This is a genomic window from Cohnella mopanensis (assembly GCF_022352055.1).
GTDB classification, from domain to species: domain Bacteria; phylum Bacillota; class Bacilli; order Paenibacillales; family Paenibacillaceae; genus Cohnella; species Cohnella mopanensis.
This window is the reverse complement of the sequence record NZ_JAKRWM010000002.1, coordinates 372,096-387,862: the sequence shown is the minus strand read 5'-3', so window position 1 is coordinate 387,862 and position 15,767 is coordinate 372,096. Positions and strand designations below refer to the sequence as shown.

Here is a 15,767-nt window from a genome sequence, read left to right as displayed (position 1 = left end):
AATGGCGCGATGCTGCCCCTTTATTTGCAAAAACCCTATAGGCTGATCATGGGCGGCCAGTTTCTATCCTATGAAAGCTGGTCCCATATGGACCGCACGATCTCGGATTACGAGCTCATCATCGGTGTATCCGGCGTTGTCTTCCTGGAAGCGGATAGCCGAATGTATGAGGTGAAAGAAGGAGATATTTTAGTGCTAATGCCCGGGGAACGGCATCGCGGGTACAGGCTCTCCTCGCCTGGCGTATCGTTCTACTGGTTCCATTTTCTGATATCTGACGAACAGACAGGGGAACCGGACGGCCACATTCCTCGATATGCGACATGCCCTCATCCGAGCCGGGTTCACATTCTGGCCCGTCAGCTCCTTCACGCGGCGAACGGAGGTTATCGATTCCTTCATGCCAGCGACTATTTTCTGACATGCCTGCTCATTGAACTGGCTGAACAGCTGCAGGATTCCGGTAGTTTGGATGCGATGGCTCCGCATCTTCCGGAGTTGCTCGAATGGACGCGATTGCACGCTTTGGAACGGAACATATCCGTTGCTCGAATTGCCGACCATATGGGCTACAATAAAGATTATTTATCGCGAATGTTCAAGAAACGTTTCGGCTCGGGGCTGTTGGAGTATATTCATCAGATTAAGTTGGAAGCGGCTAAGGAACTGCTTGCAAGCACGAAGCTTCATGTCAAAGAAATAGCCGAGAAGGTCGGGATCGAGGACGACAAACAGTTCGCCAAATGGTTTAAACGAATGACCGGCGTGACGCCGACTTCTTATCGCCAAGCATTCGCGCGAACCCGGCTAAACAATACTTGAGACGGCGAAATGAATAAAAGCGATCTTCCCGGTAGCGGGAGGATCGCTTTCTCTCATGGTGCGTTCGAAGAAGCTGTCGGCATTGTGTATTCCAACAATAGATTAAGAATGCGATGGCGTCCGACAGGGGTCCAGCTCATAGTAAACCAATTCGGAATAAAGCGATAACGATCGATGCGAACCGCGTCTATTCTTTGCCATGAAGCGGTTTCCGTCATCCTTAGAAATACGCTTTCGCTGCCGGCCCGCAAATGATGTTTCTGGACGAAAAGATGATGGGTTTCGATGGGCGGCAAATCTTCGGGCGACAACTCTTGCCTCCAAATATCCGTCGGAGTCGCTTTCCCGGCCTTTAATCCGAGCTCTTGATAGAGCAGTTCATTCAGCGGATGGCTGACCGTTCCTTGAATTCCGATCGTTTCATGGGTCACCCGCATAACCGTGATTCGTTCTCCTTGCAGCCGTTTCTCCATAATAGAGGATGTCTCGTACGTTCGCCTGTCGAGACGATCAAGTACTTTGCCGGCTTCGGCTTCTAGGCCTGTCAGGTCCGCCATCCGAAGACAATTGCCGCGCCAGTTCCAATTCGGTTCGTCTAGGATGACCGTCGGGGCGATTCGTCTCAATTCCTCGTAGAGTTCGCAGCAATAGTGATCGGCAATGATCAAATCAGGTCGCGCGGCCTTCAAGCGAGCAAGTTCATTGTCTATTAGCAAACCATACTCCGTATCCGTCATCCATGGATACTTGTACAAATCGACGATTGCCGTCGCGTTCCCTCCGAAACTCGCATAAATATCTTGAAATCCCAGGGAAGACGCAAGGGCAACCTTCAAATTTCGCCGCTTGATATATATAGAAGGAGATACGCCGGCTGCCCGGCTAAACATGCGGCTGAAATAAAACTCGCTGTTGAAGCCGACCTCGGCCGCGACTTCCTTCACGCGGGAGTCACCGCTGGCCAGCAGCTTTTTCGCCTTCTCCATGCGTAGTCCATTCAAGTATTCGAGCGGAGAATGAGCGATTTTTCTCTTGAATTGCCGAGCATAAGTATCGCAACTCATTTCCGCTATTCCGGCTAACGTCCGCAGATCAAGCTTCTCGGACAAATTCCGGCTCATATAGTCGATGCTGCGCTCAATTCCACCCTTCGTCCGATGCTCATTAGCCTCCGAATTCAGCATAATCGAGAGTATCAGCTGTTCAAGCTGCAGACGGCGAGAGAAATCCTGTGCCGATGCCTCTTCCATGATACCGCTGTTGCCGCACGTATTCGTAATCCATTGTTCGATTGCCCCCGGAGCCTGAGCGGGCAATTGCCCGGGAACGAATACCGGATGCTGCGCGAGTTCCGCCTCGACGTTCGACTGTCCATTCGATTGACCGATCGTTACCGACTTAAATGAGATAACGGCATATTCCCCCGGCTCGTCCGCGGTTTTGACCTCGATGTCCGTTTGCGGAGGAAAGTAATACAACTGAAGAGGCGCGAAAAGATACGTCTTTCCATTCGCAACCATCGACCCGCTGCCTGACAGCACATAATAAAGAACATGCTCGGTGTATCGGTTCTCATATCCTCTTGAGGTTACATTCCACCTATTCCTACATATTGAAGATAACAAATAAATCGTATGCTCTACAGTCGATCGTCGTTCGTTGTCCACTAGCATCCTCTCTCTCCGCGGCTGGCCTCCGGCAATCCGTTTATCGCCGAAGCAGCAAATAAACCATATAAGGCGCTCCGATAATCGCCGTCATGATCCCGACGGGAATTTCATAAGGCGTAAATAACGTTCTGCCGAGCAAATCTGCCGTCATCACGAGCAATCCCCCCGTGATCATCGCCGCGGGAAGAAGCCATTTGCTCCGTCCTCCGATCAAGGGACGGCAAATATGAGGGGCCATTAAGCCGACAAATCCGATCGTGCCCGCCATGGAAACGGCCGCTCCCGCCAACGCGACGCTTACGAGAAGGCAGAATACTCGCATACGCTCCAGACGAACTCCAAGTCCCGTGGAAGTATTATCCTCGAATTGTAACACATCCAGATGGCGGGATAATATCAACGTAATCGGAAACAGAACGGCTAACCAGAATAATAACGGAAAAACGTGCTCCCACGTTCTTCCATACAGGCTGCCCGCCATCCATATGGATGCCTGGGTCACCCGAAAAATCCCGCCTGCCGTAAGCAAATAAGTAATGAGCGCCCCTGCCATGGCGGAGATCCCTATACCGACCAGCAACAATCGGACGGGCGAGCTGCCTTTGTTCCAAGATAGGGTGTAGATAAGGGTTGCTGCTATCACCGCCCCTCCGAAGGCAACAAGGGGAAGCTGGCTCATCGGGAAAGAAGGGACGAGCACGATAATCGCAACCGCCGCTGCTGCCGCACCCGAATTGAGCCCCAATACGCCGGGCGAGGCTAACGGATTGCGCGTAATCGCCTGTAAAATGACCCCAGCCAGCGCGAGTCCGCCGCCAGCGAGAAAACCGACAAGCGCCCTCGGGAAGCGAAGCGTCAATATAGTATAACGATACTCGCCTTGATCATCCAGACCAAGCAGAGTACGAATAGCATCCAGAGGAGGAATCGACCTTTCGCCGAGCATTATGCTTAATAGCAACACAAGCACTGCCATCAGGACCGACACGAACATCATAATGAGCCAACGCTTGAAGCGGGGGGAGTAAGTCATTTTAATCCCCCTCTACGCTGCGCGATATAGATGAGAACGGGTGCTCCCAAGAACGCCGTCACAACGCCAACCGGAATTTCTTGAGAGGGAAGCACGTATCTGGCTCCGATATCCGTTAATAGTAATATCAAAGCCCCAAGACCTGCCGAATAAGGCAATATCCATCTATAATCGGAGCCCGTAAAATATTTGGCGATATGCGGAACCGCCAAACCGATAAACCCGATAGGTCCGGCAATGGCAACGGAACTTCCGGTCAGCAAAATAACGAGAATAATCATGATTGTCTTCGTTAACGCGATTTTCTGCCCCAGTCCTCGCGCGGTTTCATCCCCCAGACTAAGCAAATCTATCTGCTTGCCCATCGCCAAAGCGCCTAGCAGCCCCGCAAGCAAATAGGGTAGCACCTGAATGAACAGATCGAGGTCTCTTCCCGTCAAGGAACCGGCTAACCAGAAACGCATCGTGTCCAAAGATTGCTGATGGACGATCAATATCCCTTGCGTGATCGAAGCAAGCAATAAGTTAATCGTCGCCCCAGCCAACACAAGTTTGGCAGGGGTCATCCGTCCCCTTCCCAGTGAGACGAGCGCGAAGATCGCCCCGCCGACGAGCGCCGAGCCTGCGAATGCCGACCAGGCAAACAATTTCAAGGAACTAAAACCTAATAGGAACGAAGCGGTCACCGCAGCCAGCGCCGCCCCGTAATTGACGCCGAAAATTTCCGGTCCGGCAAGAGCGTTGCGAGTCAAAGCTTGCATGATACCGCCGGCCAAGGCTAATGCGCAGCCGACCATCATCGCGATCAAAGCTCTCGGCAATCGGACCGAGCGCACGATCAGGTGCTCTCTCGACCCGTCGAAGGCGGTAAAAGCTTGCAAAACGTCTTTAGCATCGATTCGGGAAAGACCCAAACACATATTGAGTACAAAAGCAGCCGCAACAAGGATTAGTAGGATTACTAAGCCCTTTAATCGTAGTTTCACATGATCCTCCTCCTGATGCTTCTTAACAACAGTAAATTGGGCTGTCCTAAGGACAACCCAATCGGTTCCGCCATTACTGTTGAATCAGAAAGGTGGACAAATCGTCAACGACTTTATTAACGGCTTGAATGCCAAGACCGCTCATCCAATATTCCCAGTCTACATGGTACACTTTATTCAATTCGACTGCCTTTAACGTTGCCCACAACGGGCTGGATGCTGCTTTCTCGAAGTCCTTTTCGCTTCTGGAAAACCACAGGATAACATCCCCGTCTAAACTGGCAATCTGTTCGTCCGTGATGTCCAAGGAGAAACCTTCGGCCCTTTGTACTTCGGGACGCACAATGCCTGCTTCCTTCATGATGCCTCCGGCAAACGTTTCCTGCAAATACACCTGAACCTTGTCTTCCCGAGGCCGAATCAGAGAAATCTCGCCTACAGGCTTCTCGCCGAACTTAGCTTTCAATTGTTCGATTCGGGATTGATAGTCGTCCAGTAGCTTGCGCCCTTCCTCGGACTTCCCTACCGTATCGGCATGTAGCAATAAATTATCTTTCCATGTGATTCCTAGCGTCTCGACGAATACGGTTGGAGCCAACTTCACGAGCATGCCATGAATTTGATCATGCGTATCCTTGTTACCGATAATCAGATCCGGCTTCAAGGCATCAATGGCTTCCAGATTAGGTTCGTTAACCGAACCGATATTGGTAATGCCCTCCGTTCCGGGCAAATACTTCGGATAAGGATCTCCTGCGGCCAGTATGGATGGCGCTCCGACAGGCTTAATGCCGAGCGCAAGTAAATTATCGAGCGCGCCGATATCCAACGCCACGATTCGGATTGGATTAACCGGCACCTGAACGTCGCCGTAGGCATCCTTGATCGTGCGGAAGGACTCGGACTGCGAGGAAGATTGTGGCGATGAAGCCGCCGCGGAAGACGTTTCCGCCGGCGCGGATGACGACGGTTGTTCGGCGGATTTGTTTCCGCATCCAGCCAGTACAAAACAACTGACTACAACTGCAAGAAAAATAAGGACTGAGCGATGGCGAACGTAAGCTGACAACATGAAGTAAAATACCCTCCCAATTAATAATGATAATCATTCTTAATTAGATTATCATCGTCAGCCATAGTCGTCCATACACAAAACCGGAAAAAACATGCAACATTCCGGCTCGCACCCTCTCGCCCAATCGTTCGGTTAATTCGGCAGATCCTTATTCCTTGGCTATTTGAACCTTCAATTGCTTGCCTTTGACCGTCGTATTTTTCATCACTTCAAGGACATGAGGCCCCTTGCCGTTAAGAATTTCAATGAAAGTCACGCTGTCCTGAATCGTGATAATGCCGATATCCTCCGCCGTTACGCCTTCTATACGAGCAAGCGTACCTACGAAATCGACCGCTCTTAGCTTCTTGTTCTTGCCGCCGTTGAAATATAGCTTCATGATGCTCTTATTTAGCTGCTCATTCTTATCCTTCTTAATGGCAGGCTGCACGCTTTGCTTCTTCTCGAACGCTGGTTGTCTGAGCAACACCTCATCCTTGGAAGGCATTTTCCTTCTAGGGATTTCAAACCCGATATAACCCTCGATATTCGCCAGAAACTTGTCTTCGTTCGGAGTCGCAAAGCTGATCGCTTTCCCTGCCTTGCCCGCTCGGCCAGTCCTACCCGATCGATGAACGTATCCTTCCGCATCTTGGGGAAGATCATAATGGATCACGTGGGTGATGTTATCGATATCGATCCCCCGAGCGGCTACATCCGTCGCTACTAAATAGCGGAATGTTCCTTTTCTAAATTCGTTCATCACCTTGAACCGATCCTCTTGCTCCATGCCTCCATGGATTTTCCCGCTTCTGATCCCTAACCGATCCAACTGCTGATACACTCTGTCCACTTGCTCCTGGGTGCGCCCGAAAATGATGCAGCTATCCGGGTTCTCGACGACGAGGAGGTCTAGGAGCAGCTTCGGCTTATCCCCTTCCTTCACCGCGATCAGAGAGTGATCGATCAATGTATTCGCGGCTCCTGGCACCGAGGCAATCTCAATGTCCACGGGATTTCTCATGATTTTATGACAAAGCTTCTCCACGTCCTTAGGCAATGTTGCGGAAAATAGCAAGGTTACCCTTTCCTTAGGAAGCTTCTGAATGATCTTCTCCACTTGCTCGATGAATCCCATGTTGAGCATCTCGTCCGCTTCGTCGATGACCAGATAACGGATTCGTTCCAATTCAAGCGTACCCCGCTCGATGTGATCCATCACGCGACCCGGAGTGCCTACGATGACGTGGGTTTTCTGCTTGAGCTGGGCGGTTTGCTTCGAGAAAGATTCTTTCCCATAAAGGGATGTCGCTTTAATCCGTTTGAATCTGCCGATATTCGTAATATCCTCGTTTACTTGCACGGCTAATTCGCGCGTAGGCGTTAGGATCAGAGCCTGCGGCTTATTTTCTTCCCATTCCACCAACTCGCAGACGGGAATTCCGAAGGCAGCTGTCTTGCCGCTCCCCGTCCGCGATTTCACGGTTAGATCCCGCTTCTCGAGCGCGACAGGCACGACTCGGCTCTGTACTTCGGTCGGCTTCTCGTATCCTAAGTCTTTCAAAGCCCGAATGATTTCTTCGCTTAATTGATAATCGCTGAAACTTTGCTCGCTCATTTATGTACTCCTCTGATTGTGTCTGCTCTTACAATTACGAGCTAATTTTAGTCTAAGGAGCGACACTAAGCAATAAAACAATCCCGCGGAGTCGCTGAGATGCGCTCTTCGCGGGATTTCGTTAGAACTTTAAGATATTATCCTTAGTTCTTGCTCGATTAGAGACAAGCCTTCTCTTTCTTCAAAGCCTCCTGCAACTGCTGAATATTCACGTCGGCAGGCGCTACGTTCGCAAGGACGGAAAGAGCGGCGGCCGTACCGGCAGCCTGGCCCGTCGCCATGCAGCTCGGCGTCAGCCTCGTCGTCGCCAATGCCTCGTGCGTCGTGGAAATGCATCTTCCCGCCGCCAATAAATTGCGGGTCTTGTTCGCTACGAGACAACGATAAGGAATATCGTAAGTTCCGTCGCCGGCGATCCAAGAAGCGGTCACGCCTTTCCCGGACGGGTCGTGAATATCGATCGGATATCCGCTTCGGGCAATCGTATCGTCGAATTTGCGTCCCGCGATTACGTCCTCTTTCGTTAGCGAATATCGGCCGACAATACGTCTCGTTTCGCGAATGCCGATCTGCGTCCCGACGGCCGATATGGAAGCTTTCTCGAAGCCCGGCACGTCCCTCGTCAGAAACTCCGCCATCATCAGAACCTGCTTCCGGCCTTCCTCTTCCGCGCGGGTTAAGTCCTCGACGTTCGTGCCGTCCAGCCCTTGTACCCTTGTGCAGTTAATAAGCACTTCATCGTCGGACGGGCCGGTGAAGAACAGCACTTGGTCGCGATTGATCGGAACCTCTGCCGCCTTCCACTGCGAATAGAAGCCGCATACACCCGTCAGCGGAAGATCGGGAAGCTCCTTCACCGGCGTCTTCTTATAGAAATCTTCCGGATGGTCGATCATGTATTGTTTAACTTTGGCTAGATCGACGCCGCGCATTCTGAATTTCATCGTCATCGGCTGCGATTGAAGATCTCCGTCGCGTCCTTGAAGCGTATCCGTTCCCGATAAATAGGCAACGTCCGCATCCCCGCTCGTGTCTACGAATACTTTGCCCCGCAACTCCATCTTGCCGGACTTGGTCGTAATCCGTACCGCCCGAATCGTTCCGTCCGTCGTTTCCACTTCGTCCACGAAGCTATGCAGCAGCAACTTGACTCCGGCTTCCCGTAGCATGTCCATCGCGACTACTTGATAGATTTCAGGATGATAAGGCGTCACCGTATGCACGAAACCGACCGTATCCCTCAGATGACCCGGGGAACCCCCGCGCTCTTGCAGTCGATCGACGATTTCTTGAGCGATACCCTTAATGACCTGCTCGCCGCTATCGGCATGGAAGGTCATCCAAGGATAAACCATCGCTGCGGTAGACATCCCGCCGACGAAGCCATACCGTTCCACCAGAATCGTCTTCACTCCTTGCCGCCCTGCGGCGATCGCCGCCGTAATTCCCGCAGGACCTCCCCCGACAACGATAACGTCCGCTTCCAAAGTTTTCACCATGATATAGCCACTCCCCGTATTCCTATTCTTTTAACCCCGTCATCGCAACGCCTTCGATAAACTGGCGCTGCGCCAAGAAAAATATGATCAATAGCGGTACCGTCGCCATTACCGTCGCGCTCATTAAGTGATGCCATGCCGTACCTACTTCGTCCGTAAACAAAGAGAGTCCCAAAGGCAACGTCATTAGTTTGCGGGTATTAATAAAAATCAACGGATCGAAAAACTCGTTCCAATTCGTAACGAAAGTAAAGATCGTCAAGGTAGCCAGACCTGGCTTCGCGATCGGCAGCATGATTTGGCCGTAAATGCGGAACCGGTTACAGCCGTCGATCATCGCGGCTTCTTCCAATTCTTTCGGAATCGTGATGAAAAACTGCCGCATGACGAATATGCCGAACACGCCTCCCGCCCCGAATATCGGCAGTAAAATAAGCGGCAAATGCGTGTCGATCCAACCGAGTTCACGCATGAATAAGAACATCGGGATCGCCGTTACTTCGTGAGGAATCATCATTGCGCTAAGCAAGATCAGAAACACGATATTCCTGCCCGCGAATGGAATTCTTGCGAAAGCATATCCCGCAAGCGAGGCAAAAAATACGGTGCCCCCTACTACTAAGAAGGCGATATAGACGCTATTGAAATAGAACCATTCGAAAGGAATCAATTTGAACACGTCGGTGTAATTCTCGAATCTGAACGTCGACGGAATCAATTGCGGCGGATACGTGAATATTTTCTGCGGTTCCTTGAAGGAAGTAGAGAGCATCCACAAGAACGGGATAATCATGATTAACGAAATCACGCTTAGTATCGTGTAGGTGCCGACGGTGCCTAACGATCTGCGAAGAGCGCCATTATGCGTCGCTTTCATTGAACACCCACCTTTTTCTAAGCTGCCATTGAATCAACGTCAACACGAGAACGACGAAGAATAACACGAACGCGAGAGAAGATGCGTACCCCAGCTGAAACAATTTGAACGCTTTCTCCCAAATGTAATAGACCAGCACTTTCGTGCTATTGCTAGGTCCCCCTTGCGTCATGACGAAGATTTGGCCGAACACTTTCAACGATCCGATGACGGTCATGACGACGGTCAGGAACACCGTTGGCGTGATCATAGGCAGCGTCACGTTAAAGAACGATTTCGTCTTACCGGCACCGTCCAATGTCGCGGCTTCATACAACGATCGTGGCACCTGCTGGAGCGCCGCGATGAACAGCACCATGTTCAAACCGACGTTCTTCAGCACGCTTGTTACGATAACGGCCGGCATCGCCAGATCGGTATCGTATAGCCAGGCTGGGCCTTTAATGTTGAACAGCATGAGAAGCTGATTGATCAAGCCCGAATCGGTCGCGAACATGTATTTCCACACGATCGACCATACGATCAGGGAAGTCATGACCGGAACGAAAATCGCCGTACGGAAAAAGCCGATTCCCCGCAAGCTTTTGGACAAGAGTAGCGCTAACAGCAATGCCAAAATAATATTCAACGGTACGAGTCCTACCGTAAAGTAGACGGTGTTGGTAAGTACTTTCCAGAACAGGGCATCCGACATGATATGCCGGTAGTTGTCTATTCCGATGAATTTATGGTCTCCCAATAACGGCCAATCCGTAAAGCTCATATACAAGGCTAATCCCATAGGAAACAATAACAGCAAAGTAAATCCTAAAAGCATAGGAGAAATAAAGAGCCATCCCGTAATTTGCGCTTCCCGGGTCAGCGGCCCTTTTCTTCGTTGTTTTCCTTTGTCTTTCATCCGGTTCACCGCCTTTTAAGTCAATCTATCGATCGCATTGCGAATTTCGGCCACCGCTTTGCGTAGAGTGTCCTCCGTTTTACCCACGACGATCGCCCCTAACATAACCGCCTTGACTCCTGTATCGCTAAGCGCGCGGATATCGTCCGGAACGAGCTTTCGTTGCGAAGGAACGAGGACGGGCATCTTGGCATGTTCGACCAAATAACGGTATTTCAGCACATCCGCGAAGCTTAATGGCGTTCCGTATTCCGCACCCGGGATGACCGAGGCTTCAAGTGCCGTGAAGCCGTAATGGCTCGCCGATGCCAGCAAGGAAAGATCGGAAGATTCGTTGATCGCGAAGGTGCGCTCCAAGCCTAATCCATCCAGCATGAAAGACGGTAGATGGTGGCCGTAGATGGAATAAAAGTCGAAGCCCATCGGGGCGAGCCGTTCGATATCTTCTCGTTTGGCGCCTTCGATGCTTCCGGAAGGAACGACTCCGAACGGACCGTCGAATTGGTCGCGAATGCTGCGAAATACGTCTTCGTATTCGTCCAACTGGCCAAAATGGTTGCCGCTAGCGCGATGGCCGACATTATAGTGTACTTTAAGGCCGTCCGCGCCCGCTTCCAGCGCCGCTCTGGCCAAATCCGCATCGTTCGCGGGAAGACTTACGATCAGAGTAAGGTTCCTTTTGTTCAAACTTTCTTGCAACTTAGCCATTATTTAAGCCTCCTGTAACAAGGAAACGGTTCGAACCCGAACCGTTATCCTTGAACTCTATTAAATTACTTCATAAGCGCGTTGACTTCTTCGGAGATCTTCTTCAGATTCTCGTCCGCCGGAGCAACCTTGCCGAACAATCTATCGAATCCCTGCAGGATAGCGTTGTCGATATTCTGCCAGTTGACATGTCCCGGAATGATGCGGGCTTTAGGCATTTCGTCGATGACAGCCTGAACGATATGCTCTTTGCTCGGATTGTTAGGCTGATTGATGAACTCTTCGGAATTCAATACCGACGTGCGAGGAGGCACGAAGAAGGTCGATGTCGCTTGAATGCCAGCTTCGCTTGCGAAATACTTCAATAGCTTCTTCGCTTCTTCCGGATGTTTGCTGTCTTTGAACAGCGTGTATCCCGCTTGGCCCAGCATCGGCACGCTTCCTTGCGAACCGGAAGGCGTCGGAGCGATGCTCCATTCGAAATCCTTGATTTCCCTTGCTTTGGATACGTAGCTGTATACGTCGAAGAACATGCCTACGTTGCCTGCATCGAAGCTGACTTGTTCGCCGGCTTTTGGATGCGATTCATCCGTGAACATCATGCGTTCAAGCATCTCGAACGTTTCCACGCCGTATTGGTCGTTCCAAGTGAATTCCGTAATATCTTTGTTGAAAGGCCCGCTGCCGTTCGACCACGAGTAAGAGGACAGCGCCACCCATGTTTTCCAATCGCGGAAGAAGTTAACGCCGTAAACGCGATTTTGCGCGTCTTTGTTCGTAATGGCTTTAGCGGATTTCTCGAACTCGGCCCAAGTCCATTTGCCTTCTTTGGCCAACGTGTTCGGATCCGTCAAATTGGCTTTGTCGAACAACGTTTTGTTGTAGAACATAACCATTGGCGGAGTCGAGAAAGGCAAGCCCAGCAGCTGATCGCCGTCGCGGAACAAATCTAGCGTGCTTGGAATGTAGTCGTCGAGCTTAAAGTCCGCATCGTTCTTGAACTCGGATACGTCGCCTAGAATTCCGTTGCTTTTGAATTGAGGAACCATACGCTCGGACACCCATGCGATATCCGGCAACGATTTCCCGGCTGCAAGCACGGAAATTTTCTGTTGGTAGTCCGCGAACGGCACGGATTCCATCGTCACTTGAATGCCGGGATTTTCTTTCTTGAAGCCATCGATCAATTTGGTATAGACGTCCATATGGGCTTGGTTACCCCACATCATGAACTTCAGCTCTACGTCTCCCGATTTTTCCGGACTTTTCGAAGAACCGCTGTTGGAGCCCGAGTTGCTGCACCCGAATGTAAACGCAACCAACATTGTCAATAAGAGCAATAACCCTGTCTTTTTCATGTTAATCCCCCTTGTTAGGTAGCATTATGTTCTTGCCTCTTGAGTATAGCCGGGGGCGGTTTTTGCTGAAATCACGCCAGTTATAGAAATGGTACGTTTTCTTTATAACTCATCCTTGACCCGATTCATCCGGGGCCTGCACCCCGTATTGATCCCTGAAATCCCCGGCGGTGAGTCCGACTTGCTGCTTAAACACCAACATGAAATGCTTAGGGCTTTGATGCCCGGATAAGCGAGCCACGTCGTAAATTTTCAGCCGGGTGTTAGCCAATAACCATTTGGCCCGCTCCATTCGGGCATCCGATACGTATTCCGAATAGTTCATTCCGGTTTCCGCCTTGAACAATTGGCTTAAATAAGTCGCGTTCAAGTGAACCCTTGCCGCAACGGTCTGCAGACGCAAATCCCCGTCGGTATGCAGCTTGACGAATTCCTTTACGTCGCGAATGATTTTTCTCGTATCTCCGCTTACGTTCCATTCGTTGGCATTTGCGCTTGCCGGCGCGGATGCCGCTATCCCGTGTCGCTGATCCAGCGTTAGCTTGATTTTATCCAAAGTAGACACCAGCTCCAGACGTTCGATCGGCTTCAACAAATAGTTGGACACCCCGAACTCGATCGCTTTGCGCGCGTATTCGAACTCTCCGTAGCCGCTGATGATTACGACTGGTAAAGCGGGGTACATTTCCTTAACTTTCGATGCCAAAGTCAACCCGTCCATCTCTCTCATGCGGATATCGGTGATCATGAGGTCCGGAATTTCGCATTTCAAATATTCCAATGCTTCCATTCCGTTAGCCGCTTCGCCGGTCACCCCGAATTGGCTGGTCGATTGGCCGATCAGCTCTCGCAGCCCTTGGCGGATAACGGTTTCGTCTTCCACGAGTAACACTTTATACATGCTTAGCACCACCTGTCTCTTGGAGTCGTATCGCGATCGTTACGGCAAGGCCTTGTCCGAGGCTTCCATCTATTGAAAGATCCCCGTTTTCCCCGTAAGTCAGCATAATTCTCTGAGCGATATTGGAGAGGCCCAGTCCATGCTCGCCCTCTCTCCGCCAACTTTGATAAGAAGGCTGCGTTCGGATTTTCGAGTTCAATTGTTCGATTTCCGTCTCGGTCAGTCCCTTTCCGTCGTCTCTCACCGTAATGAGCAATTCGTTCTCGAAGCGCAAAGCGGATATCCAGATCGTTCCTCCATGCTCCATCCCGTCGATTCCGTGATACAAGGCATTTTCCACTAGCGGTTGCAAAATCAACTTCGGAATCGAAATATCGAAGAGGTCTTCGTCGATTTCGTATTGTACTCGCAGCCTTTCCCCATAACGCAATTGCTGGATCTGGACATAGGATTGTACGAACCGAACTTCTTCCTTCAACGGAATCTGCCTGTCGACTTTATCGATCGTATATCTTAAAAGCTTTCCTAACGCGGAAACCATGTCCGATACTTCTGCGTTATTATTCCGGATCGCCATCATGCTGATGGATTCCAACGTGTTGTAAATAAAATGAGGATTGATCTGGCTCTGCAGCGCGGAAAGCTCAGCTTCCTTCTCCCGTATGCCGAGGATGAAAACCTCGTTGAAGAGCCGGTTGATTTCTTCCATCATTTTGTTGAACCCGCGCCCCAGTTGACCGAATTCGTCGTTGCTGAAGGTCGATACCCGTTTGTTAAAATCACCTTGCTCTACGCCAACCATTTTCTTCTTCAATTCAATGAGAGGACGGGTCATGCGGTAGGAAATCGTAACCGCCAAGATCGTTACGATCGCCAAGCATAAGACGGCGAACCCCAAAGTGTACTTCCATAGCTCCCGCGATTCCTTCTGAATGACGTTGATCGGCGTCAGGCTAATGATGGATAAGCCCGAATAATCGGAGTGATGCTGAACGTACAAATAATGCTGGTTTCCTAACTCGATTTTCTGATTGCTACCGTATTTCTGGAGCTGATTATGCTGAAGCAAATCGTCATAAACGGAAATATCACTCCCGGACTTCCTCTCGAAGAGCAATCTTTGCTGGCTGTCCATAATGATTAGATTCGCGTCTTGTTCAAAATTCAAGTTGGATAAGATATTACGGAAAGCGTCCAGTTTAATATCGATAAGGATATAGCCCAGCCGCTTCAACGTATTGGGTTCGCGAATCATTCTCGCTACCGTGATATAAGGTTCGTTGGAATGGACGCTATAGTAGGTTGGGACGTGGGGAGGAATTAACATCCAAGCCCCGTCCGAACGGTTAACCTCGCCGAACCACTTGTCCTGCCTGCCGTCCCACACCGATTCTACGGCCATCGAGTCAACGTTGGAGAACAGAATGCCGCTATTGCTCAAGAAATGGATCCCGCGAACTTCCGCTCTATCGTAAGCTTGAGCGGAAGTGTACAGCTTCATTTTCATATAATCATCCGAAGAAGCCCATGTCGCCGAGCCCATCTCGCCATCGTATTTGCTTAATATTTTAAGTACCATTTCATCATATAGAGGCATAAGCGACAATCTCTCGTAATCTTTCATAAGACGATCCAGATTCGCGTTGATTTGCCGAACGATATCGATAGTGAATTGTTCGGTTTTCTGATCGACGGTAGACGAGAAATGCCGATAAGTCACGATTCCTTGCAGGCTTAACGGAAACAAGATCAGGAAGACGAAGAGGAGCAACAATTTCGTTCGAAGGTTCAATTCCCTAGGAAACTTCTTTTTCAACTGAAGCATTTCGATGACCCCTTTGGATGACTAACTCGGTTTGTGTTTCTTCGTATCCGCATATTTGTATGCGCTTTCATAAAATAGCGTCTGGAGTATTCTATTATAACGATGAGGCGAATAAAAGATATCCCTTGTTTATTATAAATGGTACGAAATGTTTGGGATTGGCCCGTCGCGGAAGTATCGCGGAAGCATTGCGAACAACCCATTCGCGCCTTCTCCACAAGTAAACCCGCGATTCCATGGGGAACCGCGGGTTGGCATGCTCGAAATCTATTCGGGGCTGTCGCGATTTGCGACAATGAGCTCGGTGTTGCCTTCTTTCGGCTCACCATTGTTGTATTATGCGACTATGAGCATGTTGTCGGCTTCTTTCGGTCCTCCATTGTCGCGTTTTGCGACTATGAGCAAGGTGTTGGCTTCTTTCGGTTCGCCATTGTCGCGTTTTGCGACAATGAGCATAGTGTTACCCTCGTTCGCCTCACCATTGTTGCATTATGCGACTATGAGCACGATGTCACCCA

General features: G+C 50.4%; 13 protein-coding genes. 1 reads left to right on the top strand and 12 read right to left on the bottom strand.

Annotation, left to right across the window (positions count from 1 at the left end; genetic code table 11):
• Positions 1 to 9 precede the first annotated feature (9 nt).
• Complete coding sequence (locus L3D05_RS05900; protein WP_239615084.1) at positions 10 to 822, top strand: helix-turn-helix domain-containing protein; 813 nt, start codon at positions 10 to 12, stop codon at positions 820 to 822.
• Between the two features lie 53 nt (positions 823 to 875).
• Here the strand turns inward: L3D05_RS05900 and L3D05_RS05895 are convergent, their stop codons facing one another.
• The 12 genes from L3D05_RS05895 to L3D05_RS05840 form a co-directional block, all read right to left on the bottom strand.
• The gene (locus L3D05_RS05895; RefSeq protein ID WP_239615083.1) at positions 876 to 2,342 is read right to left on the bottom strand and encodes an AraC family transcriptional regulator; all 1,467 of its coding nucleotides are present in this window, start codon (positions 2,340 to 2,342) and stop codon (positions 876 to 878) included.
• A gap of 187 nt (positions 2,343 to 2,529) precedes the next feature.
• The gene (locus L3D05_RS05890) at positions 2,530 to 3,525 is read right to left on the bottom strand and encodes a FecCD family ABC transporter permease (protein WP_239615082.1); all 996 of its coding nucleotides are present in this window, start codon (positions 3,523 to 3,525) and stop codon (positions 2,530 to 2,532) included.
• On the bottom strand, positions 3,522 to 4,511 hold the full coding sequence (locus tag L3D05_RS05885; RefSeq protein ID WP_239615081.1) for a FecCD family ABC transporter permease: 990 nt from the start codon (positions 4,509 to 4,511) through the stop codon (positions 3,522 to 3,524). Before L3D05_RS05885 ends, L3D05_RS05890 begins: the two co-directional genes overlap by 4 nt.
• A 73-nt stretch (positions 4,512 to 4,584) precedes the next feature.
• The gene (locus L3D05_RS05880) at positions 4,585 to 5,583 is read right to left on the bottom strand and encodes an ABC transporter substrate-binding protein (protein ID WP_239615080.1); all 999 of its coding nucleotides are present in this window, start codon (positions 5,581 to 5,583) and stop codon (positions 4,585 to 4,587) included.
• Between the two features lie 151 nt (positions 5,584 to 5,734).
• Positions 5,735 to 7,183 (bottom strand): DEAD/DEAH box helicase, encoded by a 1,449-nt coding sequence (locus tag L3D05_RS05875; protein WP_239615079.1) that lies wholly within the window; start codon positions 7,181 to 7,183, stop codon positions 5,735 to 5,737.
• A 158-nt stretch (positions 7,184 to 7,341) separates the two neighbouring features.
• Positions 7,342 to 8,682, bottom strand: a complete 1,341-nt coding sequence (locus tag L3D05_RS05870) for an FAD-dependent oxidoreductase (protein WP_239615078.1) — start codon at positions 8,680 to 8,682, stop codon at positions 7,342 to 7,344.
• 22 nt (positions 8,683 to 8,704) lie between these two features.
• The gene (locus L3D05_RS05865; protein ID WP_239615077.1) at positions 8,705 to 9,559 is read right to left on the bottom strand and encodes a carbohydrate ABC transporter permease; all 855 of its coding nucleotides are present in this window, start codon (positions 9,557 to 9,559) and stop codon (positions 8,705 to 8,707) included.
• Complete coding sequence (locus L3D05_RS05860; RefSeq protein ID WP_239615076.1) at positions 9,543 to 10,457, bottom strand: carbohydrate ABC transporter permease; 915 nt, start codon at positions 10,455 to 10,457, stop codon at positions 9,543 to 9,545. The genes L3D05_RS05865 and L3D05_RS05860 overlap by 17 nt, the downstream gene beginning before the upstream one ends.
• 15 nt (positions 10,458 to 10,472) lie before the next feature.
• The gene (locus tag L3D05_RS05855; RefSeq protein ID WP_239615075.1) at positions 10,473 to 11,165 is read right to left on the bottom strand and encodes a hypothetical protein; all 693 of its coding nucleotides are present in this window, start codon (positions 11,163 to 11,165) and stop codon (positions 10,473 to 10,475) included.
• A gap of 65 nt (positions 11,166 to 11,230) precedes the next feature.
• Positions 11,231 to 12,523, bottom strand: a complete 1,293-nt coding sequence (locus L3D05_RS05850) for an ABC transporter substrate-binding protein (RefSeq protein WP_239615074.1) — start codon at positions 12,521 to 12,523, stop codon at positions 11,231 to 11,233.
• Positions 12,524 to 12,632: 109 nt separating this feature from the next.
• Positions 12,633 to 13,424: a response regulator transcription factor gene (locus L3D05_RS05845; protein ID WP_239615073.1), complete on the bottom strand. Its 792-nt coding sequence runs from the start codon at positions 13,422 to 13,424 to the stop codon at positions 12,633 to 12,635.
• The gene (locus tag L3D05_RS05840) at positions 13,417 to 15,249 is read right to left on the bottom strand and encodes a cache domain-containing sensor histidine kinase (protein WP_239615072.1); all 1,833 of its coding nucleotides are present in this window, start codon (positions 15,247 to 15,249) and stop codon (positions 13,417 to 13,419) included. The genes L3D05_RS05845 and L3D05_RS05840 overlap by 8 nt, the downstream gene beginning before the upstream one ends.
• Positions 15,250 to 15,767 lie beyond the last annotated feature (518 nt).

Excerpts from the sequence above, each read along its gene's own strand:
- L3D05_RS05900 (WP_239615084.1), top strand. The coding sequence starts at position 10 with ATGCTGCCCCTTTATTTGCAAAAACCCTATAGGCTGATCATGGGCGGC.
- L3D05_RS05895 (WP_239615083.1), bottom strand. The coding sequence starts at position 2,342 with ATGGTTGCGAATGGAAAGACGTATCTTTTCGCGCCTCTTCAGTTGTAT.
- L3D05_RS05890 (WP_239615082.1), bottom strand. The coding sequence starts at position 3,525 with ATGACTTACTCCCCCCGCTTCAAGCGTTGGCTCATTATGATGTTCGTG.
- L3D05_RS05880 (WP_239615080.1), bottom strand. The coding sequence starts at position 5,583 with ATGTTGTCAGCTTACGTTCGCCATCGCTCAGTCCTTATTTTTCTTGCA.
- L3D05_RS05875 (WP_239615079.1), bottom strand. The coding sequence starts at position 7,183 with ATGAGCGAGCAAAGTTTCAGCGATTATCAATTAAGCGAAGAAATCATT.
- L3D05_RS05870 (WP_239615078.1), bottom strand. The coding sequence starts at position 8,682 with ATGGTGAAAACTTTGGAAGCGGACGTTATCGTTGTCGGGGGAGGTCCT.
- L3D05_RS05865 (WP_239615077.1), bottom strand. The coding sequence starts at position 9,559 with ATGAAAGCGACGCATAATGGCGCTCTTCGCAGATCGTTAGGCACCGTC.
- L3D05_RS05860 (WP_239615076.1), bottom strand. The coding sequence starts at position 10,457 with ATGAAAGACAAAGGAAAACAACGAAGAAAAGGGCCGCTGACCCGGGAA.
- L3D05_RS05855 (WP_239615075.1), bottom strand. The coding sequence starts at position 11,165 with ATGGCTAAGTTGCAAGAAAGTTTGAACAAAAGGAACCTTACTCTGATC.
- L3D05_RS05850 (WP_239615074.1), bottom strand. The coding sequence starts at position 12,523 with ATGAAAAAGACAGGGTTATTGCTCTTATTGACAATGTTGGTTGCGTTT.
- L3D05_RS05845 (WP_239615073.1), bottom strand. The coding sequence starts at position 13,424 with ATGTATAAAGTGTTACTCGTGGAAGACGAAACCGTTATCCGCCAAGGG.
- L3D05_RS05840 (WP_239615072.1), bottom strand. The coding sequence starts at position 15,249 with ATGCTTCAGTTGAAAAAGAAGTTTCCTAGGGAATTGAACCTTCGAACG.